Origin of the sequence: Pseudoalteromonas sp. 0303, assembly GCF_013349995.1 — a bacterium.
Taxonomy (GTDB): domain Bacteria; phylum Pseudomonadota; class Gammaproteobacteria; order Enterobacterales; family Alteromonadaceae; genus Pseudoalteromonas.
Genome location: NZ_JABVXF010000006.1, coordinates 73,042 through 86,304 on the forward strand (window position 1 = coordinate 73,042; position 13,263 = coordinate 86,304).

Here is a 13,263-nt window from a genome sequence, read left to right on the forward strand (position 1 = left end):
TATGGTATTGATTTACTTTACCATTTTTCAGGCGGCCCATTTTATGGTCTTATTGGTGTTAAAGAAATTGATGTTTACACAAAAGACACATATGGAAATATAGGTTTAGGTTATCAGCACTTTTTAACAGATGGTTTATCTTTTAACGTCGAAGCCTCTTATTATAGTGGTTTTGATCACAGTGAATCGGACTTCAACAGTAAATTTGGTGTCAGTTACTTATTTGGACAAAGTTCATCTTCAAAGCCAGTTGAGCCAGCTCCTGTCATAGCTGAACCAACTGACAGTGATAATGATGGTGTAATGGATGCAGATGATCAGTGTGCTAACACACCGATGACAGATGCCGTTGATAGCAAAGGTTGTACTCTTTATGAAGAAAAAGAGGCAACAATCACTTTACTTGTCACTTTCCCGCATGATGTTGCAGAAGTACCAAATGAATACTTCAGCGACATTGCTGATGTTGCAGCATTTATGAAAGAAAACGAAGGCACATCAGTTGTACTTGAGGGCCATGCATCAGCAGTAGGTGATGCAGACTACAATATGAAGCTTTCTGAAAAGCGTGCTAAAGATGTTGCTGCAGAGCTAGTTAAAGATGGTATTTCCTCAGATAGAATTTCTACTGTTGGCTACGGTGAAGAGCGTTTGAAAAACGAAGCGTATACACTTGAAGCGCACGCACAAAACCGTCGCGTGGAAGCTCAAATCACGAGTGTTGAGAAAGTTAAAGTACTTCGCAAATAAATTATATACTTAAGGTAAATATTCTTTAATTACTCAATAACATATGATGAGGCCGGACTAATTTTATTAGCCCGGCCTTTTTTGAATAAAAATCAATATTTATTTTTTAAAGAAACACGTTAACCTTAGTTTGTACCAATTTAAGATGTAATAAGCATCATGTTTTGATATGAATCACTTAATCAAAGATCAAAATATTGTAGTATGGTATATAATTACCTTGTTGAATTATCATTAGGTAATATAATTATTTTTAATGATGTGTAATTTGCACCAGTCCGACATGGATTATTAAGGTGCTTTATGTCGCTGTATTTAGTTGATGCTATGGAATTATAAAAATTTATTAGTTGTTTGAGTTTATTAAGTTTGGATTAATTACTCATCATCTATCTTGACTGAGTGTAGGCTACACAGCCTTTAGTTACTAAAATGGAAGGGAATGAAACATGAAATTAAAATCACTAACTATAGCTTTAGCGCTTGCTGCAACAAGTGCTTCAGGTATCGCAGCTGAAAAACAAGGTTTTTATATCGGTGTCTTTGGTGACTACTACGATGCTTCTTGGATTGCAACAGACTATTCAAAGTATGCACGTACAGGTTATGCCACAGGTATGGGAGCCGAGTTAGGTTATCGATTTAGCGATAATTGGGGAGCTCGCTTGGAGTATGCTGACGAAAATGTTGATATTGAATCGCTGGTAACAGGCGATAAATATGACCATGATATGGAAAGATATGGTATTGATTTACTTTACCATTTTTCAGGCGGCCCATTTTATGGTCTTATTGGTGTTAAAGAAATTGATGTTTACACAAAAGACACATATGGAAATATAGGTTTAGGTTATCAGCACTTTTTAACAGATGGTTTATCTTTTAACGTCGAAGCCTCTTATTATGGTGGTTTCGATCACAGTGAATCGGACTTCAACAGTAAATTTGGTGTAAGTTACTTATTTGGACAAAGTTCAGTTTCAGAACCTGTAGAGCCTGCTCCAACAGTTGTTCCTGTCCCAGTTGAGCCAGTAGACAGCGATGGTGACAACATCCCTGATGCTGATGATCAATGTGCAAATACACCAATGACTGATGCTGTTGATGGCACAGGTTGTACGCTTTATGAAGATCGTGAAGTTACTAAGAGCCTACTAATTACGTTCCCTAACAATACATCTAAAGTATCTCAACAATACCTAGATGATATTGATGCTGCTGCTGCATTCTTAAAAGAGCACCCAGGTACAGACGTAGTACTTGAGGGCCACTCTTCATCAGTTGGTAAAGCTGACTACAACAAGTGGTTATCTAAGAAACGTGCTGATGCGGTTGCTAAGAAACTAATCGAAGATGGCATTGACCCAATGCGTCTTACTACTGTTGGTTTAGGTGAAGAGCGCCTTAAAAACCCAGCAAATACGCCAGAAGCTCACGCTGAAAACCGTCGTGTTGAAGCGAAAGTAACTGTAATTGAGCGTGTAAAAGTAGAGCGTTAATCTAACCCTTTACGCAAATTTGAAAACCCAGCCTAGTGCTGGGTTTTTTCATTTCTAAGACCTATAAAGTAAGTAGATAGGAATGATTCTTAATAAATATTCATTTGAATAGCGTTTTTTTCTAGTACTATTCATGTTATTTATAGTGAATATTAAACTCCTTACTTACAGCATGGATTTTCATCTATACTTAAAAGCTTTATAATTAACCGTCAGAATACTATAAGTACTGGGTCTTAATTGGTATTTAGCTTAATACTACCGAGTACTTTCACGTCACCAAGAGGGCAATATTGTGCTACAAGAATATCGTAAACACGTAGAAGAACGTGCCGCGTTAGGTATCGTACCAGCGCCATTAGATGCTCAGCAAACGGCTGATCTTATTGAATTAATCAAAAATCCACCGGCAGGCGAAGAAGAGTTTATCGTTGATCTTCTAGTTAACCGCGTACCACCGGGTGTTGATGATGCTGCTTACATCAAAGCAGGTTTCTTAGCTGCAGTTGCGAAAGGTGAAGCGAGCTCTCCACTTGTATCAAAAGAAAAAGCAGCTGAGCTACTTGGTACTATGCTAGGTGGTTACAACATCGCACCTATGATTGATCTTCTAGATGACGAAGCGTTAGCGCCGATCGTTGTTAAAGGTTTATCAAACACATTATTAATGTTCGATGCTTTCTACGATGTAGAAGAAAAAGCGAAAGCAGGTAACGAATTTGCTAAGCAAGTAATCGAATCTTGGGCAAATGCAGAATGGTTTGTAAACAAGCCTGCAGTTGCTGAAAAAATCTCAGTTACCGTATTCAAAGTAACTGGCGAAACAAATACTGATGACCTTTCACCTGCACCAGATGCATGGTCTCGCCCTGATATTCCACTACACGCTTTAGCAATGCTGAAGAACGAACGTGATGGTATCAATCCTGAAAAACCAGGTGAAGTTGGTCCAATCACACAACTAGAAGAGCTTAAAACGAAAGGTTTACCTCTTGCATACGTTGGTGATGTAGTTGGTACGGGTTCTTCTCGTAAATCTGCAACTAACTCTGTACTTTGGTTCATGGGTGATGATATTCCTCACGTACCAAACAAACGCGTTGGTGGTGTATGTTTAGGCGGTAAAATCGCACCTATCTTTTTCAACACAATGGAAGATTCTGGTGCATTACCAATCGAACTACCTGTTGATGAGCTAAACATGGGTGACCAAATCGATATCTTCCCATACGAAGGTGTTGTTAAGCGTCACGGTACTGATGAAGTAATCTCTACTTTCTCTCTTAAATCAGACGTAATTCTTGATGAAGTGCGTGCTGGTGGTCGTATTCCACTAATCATCGGTCGTGGTTTAACTGATAAAGCGCGTGCATCACTAGGTATGGAAGCTGAAGATATCTTCCGCAAGCCTGCTCTTGTAACTGATTCTGGTAAAGGCTTCACATTAGCTCAGAAGATGGTTGGTAAAGCATGTAACATGCCTGGCGTACGTCCTGGTCAATATTGTGAGCCGAAAATGACAACTGTTGGTTCGCAAGATACAACAGGTCCTATGACGCGTGACGAACTTAAAGATCTAGCATGTTTAGGTTTCTCTGCAGATCTAACTATGCAATCTTTCTGTCATACATCTGCTTATCCTAAGCCAATCGACGTAAACACTCACCACACACTTCCTGATTTCATCATGAATCGTGGCGGTGTATCACTACGTCCAGGTGACGGTGTAATCCACTCATGGTTAAACCGTATGTTATTACCAGATACAGTAGGTACTGGTGGTGACTCGCATACTCGTTTCCCTCTAGGTATTTCATTCCCTGCGGGTTCAGGTGCGGTAGCATTCGCAGCAGCAACTGGTGTAATGCCTCTTGATATGCCTGAGTCAATTTTAGTACGTTTCAAAGGTGAAATGCAGCCAGGTATCACACTACGTGACCTAGTTCATGCGATCCCTTACTACGGTATTAAAGAAGGCCTTCTAACAGTTGAGAAGAAAGGTAAAATCAACGAATTCTCTGGTCGCGTACTAGAAATCGAAGGTGTTGAGCACCTAACAGTTGAGCAAGCTTTCGAACTTTCTGATGCATCAGCTGAGCGTTCAGCGGCAGGTTGTACAGTTAAACTTTCGAAAGAGTCTATTGCTGAATACCTTGAGTCAAACATCGTAATGCTTAAGTGGATGATCTCTGAAGGTTACGGTGATGTACGTACGATTGAGCGTCGTATCAATGCAATGCAAGAGTGGTTAGCTAACCCTGAACTTATGGAAGCTGACGCTGATGCAGAGTACAAGCATGTAATCGAAATCGATCTTGCAGACATCAAAGAGCCAATCCTTTGTGCTCCTAATGACCCAGATGATGCACGTCTTCTTTCTGACGTAACAGGCGAGAAAATCGATGAAGTATTCATCGGTTCTTGTATGACTAACATCGGTCACTTCCGTGCTGCAGGTAAACTACTAGATGGTTTTAGTGGTCGTATCCCAACTCAACTTTGGGTTGCACCACCAACGAAGATGGATAAAGACCAGCTTACTGATGAAGGTTACTACGGTATCTTTGGTCGCGTAGGTGCACGTATCGAAACTCCAGGGTGTTCACTATGTATGGGTAACCAAGCACGTGTTGCTGATAAAGCAACTGTTGTTTCTACCTCTACGCGTAACTTCCCTAACCGTCTAGGTACTGGCGCTAACGTATTCTTAGCATCAGCAGAGCTTGCAGCAGTAGCGGCAATCTTAGGTAAATTACCTACACCTGCTGAGTACCAAGAGTATTCAGATAAGATCAATGCAACTGCAGCTGATACTTATCGTTACCTGAACTTCCACCGTATGCCTCAATACACTAAAAAGGCAGACCAAGTAATCGTTCAGCAAGCTGTTTAATTAGTAATAATTAAATTTACTAGTATAAAAGCCCGCACCTAGCGGGCTTTTTTATTAAGTTTTTGTTCAGTTTGGTTTGTAAAATTAATACATTTGTCTACACTGATTATTGTTAAAAGTTAAAAGTTAAAAGTTAAAAGTTAAAAGTTAAAAGTTAAAAGTTAAAAGTTAAAAGTTAAAAGTTAAAAGTTAAAAGTTAACAGTTGTAACTTTGTGTTTAATGTTGTAACCAAGGAGGGCGGACATTATTTCTTGGCTGCATAGATTTTGCAAATCAAGGAATTGAACAATGAAAGCACTTCTTCTTTTACTCCCCCTTAGTGGTTCGGCTCTTGCTGTTAACCCCTCTTTTAGTGAAGTCCGACTCGGTTTTGAAACGATTAGCTATAGTGAGACTCTCAATGATGTAGCAGGGTTTGGCAAGTTGAGTCAGTCAATTGATGTGACCAATCCCGCAATACGACAAATTTCATACACAGGGATTGATGATAATTGGGGATTCTATATTGAAAGTGCTGCAACAATTTCTACCGAAATTGAAACTGAAACTTGGTATTTGGCAGAGTTTGGCGATATTCAAGAAAATGCATTTAAAACAAAAGCGAATGAGATCGGTTTTAAAGGTGCTTATAATTTTTCAAAAGCCATACAGTTTACTTTAGGCACTAAGTTTTTTACTTCTAGTTTTACACGCTCAAATTTTGCTTTTGTGCAACCAGGTGCAGCGGCATTTGATGAGGCACTGCTTGCTATCTCAGATGATCCAGATAACCCCGCTCGTTTTACCTTACCGGGTATGAATAACGCGAACAATGTGGGCGACCAACAAGATTATAACTCCCAGCTACGCCCCGTGGTCTCTGTGTCAGAAGATCAAATAGGTATCTTGCTTACTTTAGGTGCCCGTTACGATAGTCGTTTAAAAGACAGTTTTAATAAGTACAGCTGGTATGCAGAAGCTGAATTGAGTACACCCATGTACTCTGAAATTCAAAATACTCAATTTGAAACAACTACATTAACCGACAGTTGTAATGGCTGGGGTGTGTTAGGACGAGTCGGGCTACGTTATCAAATAATGTCACATATTGCGTTAATGGGCGGTATTGATGCGCAATACAAATCTCGCGATATAGTGACTAAGAATCTTGAAAATGGTCAACGTTTGCGCGTACCTGAAGTCGAATATAGTAATGTGTCTTTTGCAGTTGGTTTGCAGTGGAGCTATTAATGAACAAGTTCGCCATAATTAGCTCATTACTTTTATTCTCTTTATCAGGGTGTAAAACCATTGATTCTGTTCAGCAAGATTTAGGTTCTCTTGCGAGTAGTATTACAGGAGAAGAACAGGCGACCCCCGAACAAATACAGGCAGCCTATGAAAAAGCCCAAAGTGTTTTCCAAGAAGCACTTACAGCTTATAACCAAATAGATACGGAGAACTTAGCGCAATTTGATGAGGAGCGTGTAGCTAAGGCTCGTAAAGTTTGGGCGGTGCTTGAGCCTGAGTTTAATGAACTGCGTTTAGCTCCTGAACATGCTTTAAAAAGTGCGTCACTGTTCTCATCTGATACGGTTGCAGATGAAGTCATGTCTCAAAGTCAGGAGGTCATTTCCTTGGTTACTGAAGCGCAGCTTGCCAAGCAAAGGATCACATCGGTTTTACAGCCAATTAGAGATGAGTTTGCCATTTTAGATCAATTGGATGCTGAAACATCTTATGAAAAGCGTTATCGAGAGCTCGATAAGCAACATCAACAATTAAAGGAAATGCTCATTGACGGGCAAGAGCAGCAAGTTGCTGAGTATGTACCTAAGCTATTAGAGCAACTCATTGATTTAGAAAAAGACGCCGTTGTACAGTTTTATTTCTCTCAGTATATCGAAAAAATTTATGGGTTAGCTAACTCAAAAAAAGTCGATATATTTCCGACAGTTTATCAGGACGTTCGAAAACAATTAGAGCAAGGAGAAACATTTAGTAAAGCTAACTATCGTAAGTACGAGCAAGTTAAACAAAAAGCTGCTTTATTGTCATTACAAATCGATCGTATTAATAGCCTTTATGCTGAGTACTTAGCCCAAAAATTGGCTATTGATAAAGACACTGTTGAAGCGCACATGCTGAGTCTAGAAAGTGAAATTTATGCACTGACCATGGCTGCTGGTTTGGGTGATCTGAGAGGCCTCTCTTTTCAGGAGCAGCTTCAGCAAGTAAGAAAAGCAATTAATTGAGTAAACCAAGAGCCACAGTTCGCTGTGGCTTTTTATCAACGTTAAGGGATTTAGCGTTTAAATAGCTAAGAGTTTCCCTGCTATAAGTGAATATAATGGAGTAAAGATATGTTAATTCAAAAGCGGCTGTTAGCCGCGGTTTTTGGTACCTTATTTTTAGTTGGGTGTGGGGGAGGTAGTGACTCTGAAACTAAACTTGATCCTGTTGACCCCGTTAATCAAAGTCCAACAGTTACTATTAGTGCCGAATCAGAAGGTGCAGAGCAGGCTTCTTTTAAATTAAGTGCCGCTGCCACAGATAGTGACGGTAGCATTGCCTCTTACAGTTGGACATCTGATGCTAGTTTTGACTTTGTACAAAGTGATGGATTAACGAGTGCTGAAGCTACTTTTCAAACACCCGATATAGACGCTGATACAACGGTTAATTTCACTGTCACTGTAACCGATAACGATGGAGCAACAACTTCAGCAAAGCATAGCGTTATATTTAAACGAAATGTTTCAACAGTGACAATTACCGGGATAGTAACGGATCAGCCAATTGCTAATGCAGAGTTAGAGATTAATGTTGGTAGTGACGTCTTTTCGGTCAATGCAGATCAAACCGGTCGCTATACGATTGAGCTTGTTGTGGACGAATCTGCAAGTGATAAGCTTGTGCTGGTTAAAGCAAAAGGTCTTGATAGCACCAACCCTGGGGTTGTTTTTGTTTCACAGCTAAGCTCAATTCAAGCGTTATTGGAACAGGCTGGTGAGGATAATACGCTTGATAGTGAAGACAACTTTGGCGTCAACATCACGAATGTAACGACCGCAGAATATGCGCTTTTAACACGTAATAATGAAGAACCTCAATCAGTCGAAGAGCTAAACGCAGCACTGCTAAATGTTGATGCTGACGAAAAGATCTTATTGGCAACTCTCATCAAAATCATCGTGGATAATGCAGATTATGTTCTCCCTGAAGGCGTCGAAAGCACACTCGATCTTGTCAGTGACGGAGATATCGCTAAGAATTTTGAAGATGAAGTAAATGAGAAAGATCCAGATCTCATTGAAGAGACGAAAGAAGAAATTAAAAAAGATGAAAACTTAGTTTCTGATAGCGATGAGCCTATTGTTGGTGATTTTATAGTTAACTCACCTCGTTATTATAACAATGATGCATATCACCTCTTTATGGCAAGTGACGGTACGGGTGAACTTAATGCAAATACAAGCTCAACACTGACAATGAGTAAAGAGTCTGGGGTTTATACCTTAGCGCTGGCAAATAGTGTAGTGACTTACACCGATGAATATAACGATGGTAATGAATCTTATATTGAGCAAACAAAATTAACAGATATTAGTTTTCAAGTTTTAGCAGAGAATGAGGTTTTCAGAACGATTGAAGTGACTCAAACCACACAACGAACATTGGACTACCAAAATGGTAGTGAACCCGTTGTGGAACCTTCAGTTACTCGAACCTATACAACAAACCTGATTGATAAGGCTAAAACAATAGCACTAAATACTACTGAGTTAACCGAAAACACATGGGTTTTAGACTTAAGAGACAATGATTACGATTCTGCGTCATCTGATGATGAACCTGAAACTTTGCGCTTTTATGCCGATGGTACAGGGGATGTAACGGGTGAGAGTAGTGAGGTATTTAGTTGGGAGCTCGATGATACTAAGTTATCTATTAGTTATGATGAAAACGGTGAAACTGGGTTAATTGCGTTTTGGTTTACAAAAGCTCTCTCTGCGGGCTACCAAGTTGTTGCATTAGACACTAGTTTTGATGAGCCAAGTAATACATTAACAGGTTTAATGGTTAAAAAAGCGAATGTGACAACAACCGATGAGGATATTATTGGTCGTTGGCATGGTTTTGTTGGTACTTCTCAATCTTATGATTTGAATATTTACCCTGATGGTAGTGTCGCTATTGGTTTAGATTATTCAGGTTTCCAAGGTCATATTGAAGATGGCAATTTCTCTAGAAAACGCTTTTATTCAGAAACATATGGTCTTGTATCAAGCTGTGATGGCTTTGCTGATGACTGTTACCTTGAAAGTGAAATGCAACATGAATTCATTAATATTGTTGGTAGCACCTATTACATAATTAGGACGCTAACTTATTACACTATGGGTGGTGAGGCATATGATGAAGTTAAATCGGTATTCATTTATGAATATAGTAAAGACTTTTCATACTCTGCCTTTACTGAAGAGCTATTAGATGGTTCTATTTCTCTTTACAAAGATGATAGTTCAACAGATGCTATTTACAGTCAATATAATGATTTAGGTGAAGTAAAGTATGTTGTCCGCTTTGATGGTGTTGAGCATATGGCAACGTTCAATGATGGCGTATTAAGCTACCAAGTTGATGGTAATACGTGGTTTGTTGAACTGGTTTCTGCAGATGAAAATGCTATTACTATTTGCCGATATCAGCAAGGAAGCAGTTGTTCAACTGATACGCAAATTAGTTACTTACCTAAGCGCCCTAAAATTACGTTAACAGTAAACCCATCTCAGAATGGTAGCCTCTCACCTAGTAGCCAAACTTCGTATTGGTACCAATATGCGTCTTTCGTAATTAGCCCTGATGAAGGGTATGTTGTTGATGAAATTACAGGATGCGAAGGATATATCGAAGGAGATTATTACCTTGTCTATACCACAGGTGCGGATTGCGATATTACCGCAACGTTTAAACCTGCATTATTAGCCGCTGGCGAATATATTATAAATAACAGTGATTTATATAATGCACCAGCTTATGAGCTTTTATTAAATGAAGATCAAAGTGGTTCTTTCACTTATGATAGAAAGGATGCCATTACTTGGTCTGAAGTTAATAATAGTATAGAGATAATACCAGTAAACAGTATTGTTATTGATGAATATATTGCTTTTCCATTTGTTGGTGAGCAGCAAGTTGAAACTCATTACCGTACAGAAATAAGTAGTGTTAGTCTAACGGCTTATCCTGAAAAGGGGACTAACTGGTACTGGTCTATTATTACTTATGAATATTATGAAAATGACGTTTGGATTCGCTCAGGTACCGAGCAGTCCAATGTATATTTGCACACTGAGACTAATTATATTACCACAACAGAATTGGAGCTACTTGGAGAGTGGACAGTAGGAGATGCTACTTATGATAACAGCATTTTAATCATGTCATTAAATGAAAATGGGGAAGGTAGTTTCACCGATGTAACAACGAATGAACTAGAAAATTTTAGTTGGCAAATTACCGATGAACACTTAACGATAACTTCTATTGAAAATAATTCTACAGAAACAGTTTATTTCACCAAAGATATTAATGTGGGCTACCAATTCCTCGTATCAGGCTCTGATGATGATGGCAGTTATACTGACTCAGGCATCCTAGTACGCAGAAATGTGCAAGCAATCTCTGCTGCTAATTTTGCTGGTCGGCATGAGTTCAGGGAAGGCCATGATTTAGACTCGCACTGGGCTGATATTCAAGTGTATGACGATGGTCAGGTTTTCTTTACCTTTAACACTAGTTTATACCAAAAAGGGTTTGAAGATGGTCACTTAAAGCGCGATCTTTATTATGATACTGAAACTTGGCAACCTGTAGACTGGTGTGATATTTCACAGGCTAATTGCGAGTTATATGGTGAGTTTGAATATACATTAGTCGCGGTAGATGGTAATCGCTACTATGTTGAACGCTTAACAAATTATTATAATGATAATCAACTGATTGATTCTTATGCTTATTTATATGTCCACGATTATTCAAGCTCAACTAAGGTTGATCAATTTGAAGATTACGATATGGGCTTTACCCTATATCAAAATGACGATAACGGTATTGCTCGCTGGTCAGTGAGTTATAGTGATTATGATGCTGAACTTGATAAGCAATATTATACTTTCCAACTAGATGATGCTGAGCCGATTAATATTGAGCTGCTTGACGGTAAACTGGAGTTAATACTTGATGGTCAAGATACGGTTATAGAGCTTATTGATAATAACCGTCGTGATATTACTTTTTGTAAATACTTAAAAGGTAATAGTTGCCTTGAGGAAGATAAAGTTTACTTATCGTTTGATGCGCCAGAGCACACGATTACAGTTAACAGTGATGAAAATGGCTCATTAGCTGTCGGAGATGAAAGTATTGTACGTCATGGCTCAAACTGGTGGACATCAATCAATCCAAATTCGGGTTATGAATTAGATACAATTTCTGGCTGCGAAGGTTTTATTAACGATGAAGGAAACTATGAAATTTCCTTTGTGAGCCAAAGTTGCCAGATTGATGTGACATTTAAAGAGTTAGTCCCACTATCTATAAAGGCAAATATCACCGACACTGTGCTTGCAATGTGTGTAGATAATTCTGGCTACACTCGGTTAGAAGAAACGACAGAGCTATTTTGTGCATGGAGTGGAAACGGAGAAGTAAAATCTCTGGAAGGATTAGAGTCTTTTAGCAACTTAGAAGCATTTCATATAAGTGAGCTGAATCTAGGAAGTGGGGATATTGATTTATCACAGTACTCTAACCTAAGAATTATAGGTATCCATAATTCTGGAGTTACCTCACTATTGGTTTATGATCCTAGTATTATTACAGAGCTTTATTTAACTTCAAATCAATTAAAAAGTATAGAATTGTCTGAATATACTAACTTGGTGCGTTTAGATTTATCGCAGAATGAATTAACAAGCATAGACTTAAGTCAAGCCCCAAGCCTTAATCATCTTGCTCTTAAAAATAATGAATTATTATCAATTGACCTAGATGTCAATATACTACTAGAGGAGCTCATAATTAATAATAACCGTTTATTAGAGCTTGATCTTTTCCAGAATAATCAACTTGTAGTATTAAATGCAAGCAACCTAGCTATTAATGAATTGGATTTATCCAATCTGAATAATCTTGAGTCTTTATCTCTTGATTATACAGCTATTAGCAACTTAGACTTTTCTCTGTTGTCCTCGCTTACAAATATAAGTCTTAGGGGCGTTGAACAGTCTTTAGTTCCTTGGGAGCAGATTTACCATGTGTCTAGACTTGGTATCGGTGGTCAAGACTATACAAGCTTTGATTTCTCACCGTTTACTCGTTTAATCTATCTGTCTGTGGGGGACTCTAGCATTACTGATTTTTCAACAATTGCTAATCCTCAACAATTACAAACGTTAGATATTTGGGGGAATAATTTATTAACTCAGTTAGATATAAGCACAATGACATCTTTACAGCATTTTTATTTACAAAGTACAGCTGTAACACAAATTGACTTTGCTAATAATACTAATCTGGAATATGTTTCTGCATGGAATAACCCGCTACGTACTGTGAGTGGGATAGAAGGTATTACAAATAACTACGCAAACTTAAATTTTGAAAGTAACCCATTATCAGCGGAAACACAGGCTTATTTAGATGATCTTCGTGATAATCAAGGTTATTACAATATTTTTTACAGTTTAAGCTACACAGTAACTGTGAATATCACAGGTAATGGCAGTGTCAGTGATACAGAAATGCATTTACAGGATGGTGAAACCAGAGGCATCTACCTATACCCGGATACAGGTTATGAAGTAGCAAGTGTAACAGGTTGTGATGGCATTTGGCATTCTGCGGATTACTATGAAGTAGGGCCAATAACAGCCTCATGTGAGGTTGACGTTGAGTTTGTTGAATTAAACCCGTAAATATCATCTCATGTTGTTTAAATAGCCGCATATTGCGGCTATTTCTGTTTCTGCATTAAAATTTCACAAAATGACGCCTTTAGATCTTAATCATGATCAGCTTACCGCTGTAGTTTACATTTAAACGCAAATTTTCCTCTCTGGTTGCATTAAAATGCT

6 protein-coding genes are annotated in these 13,263 nt (G+C 38.5%); all 6 read left to right on the top strand.

The genetic code is table 11. From position 1 onward, the window contains the following. On the top strand, positions 1-750 hold a 750-nt coding region (locus HUS62_RS06100), incomplete at its 5' end, for an OmpA family protein (protein ID WP_175078891.1). A 449-nt stretch (positions 751-1,199) separates the two neighbouring features. Continuing rightward, positions 1,200-2,249: an OmpA family protein gene (locus HUS62_RS06105; RefSeq protein ID WP_175078892.1), complete on the top strand. Its 1,050-nt coding sequence runs from the start codon at positions 1,200-1,202 to the stop codon at positions 2,247-2,249. A gap of 295 nt (positions 2,250-2,544) precedes the next feature. Next, positions 2,545-5,142 (top strand): bifunctional aconitate hydratase 2/2-methylisocitrate dehydratase, encoded by a 2,598-nt coding sequence (gene acnB, locus HUS62_RS06110; protein ID WP_175078893.1) that lies wholly within the window; start codon positions 2,545-2,547, stop codon positions 5,140-5,142. Between the two features lie 289 nt (positions 5,143-5,431). Next, on the top strand, positions 5,432-6,373 hold the full coding sequence (locus HUS62_RS06115) for an autotransporter outer membrane beta-barrel domain-containing protein (protein WP_175078894.1): 942 nt from the start codon (positions 5,432-5,434) through the stop codon (positions 6,371-6,373). Further along, positions 6,373-7,377 (top strand): hypothetical protein, encoded by a 1,005-nt coding sequence (locus HUS62_RS06120; protein ID WP_175078895.1) that lies wholly within the window; start codon positions 6,373-6,375, stop codon positions 7,375-7,377. Before HUS62_RS06115 ends, HUS62_RS06120 begins: the two co-directional genes overlap by 1 nt. Positions 7,378-7,485: 108 nt before the next feature. After that, positions 7,486-13,104 carry a leucine-rich repeat domain-containing protein gene (locus tag HUS62_RS06125; RefSeq protein ID WP_175078896.1) on the top strand — a complete coding sequence of 1,873 codons (5,619 nt, stop codon included), beginning with the start codon at positions 7,486-7,488 and terminating at the stop codon, positions 13,102-13,104. Positions 13,105-13,263 lie beyond the last annotated feature (159 nt).

Excerpts from the sequence above, each read along its gene's own strand:
- HUS62_RS06125 (WP_175078896.1), top strand. The coding sequence starts at position 7,486 with ATGTTAATTCAAAAGCGGCTGTTAGCCGCGGTTTTTGGTACCTTATTT.
- HUS62_RS06105 (WP_175078892.1), top strand. The coding sequence starts at position 1,200 with ATGAAATTAAAATCACTAACTATAGCTTTAGCGCTTGCTGCAACAAGT.
- HUS62_RS06120 (WP_175078895.1), top strand. The coding sequence starts at position 6,373 with ATGAACAAGTTCGCCATAATTAGCTCATTACTTTTATTCTCTTTATCA.
- HUS62_RS06115 (WP_175078894.1), top strand. The coding sequence starts at position 5,432 with ATGAAAGCACTTCTTCTTTTACTCCCCCTTAGTGGTTCGGCTCTTGCT.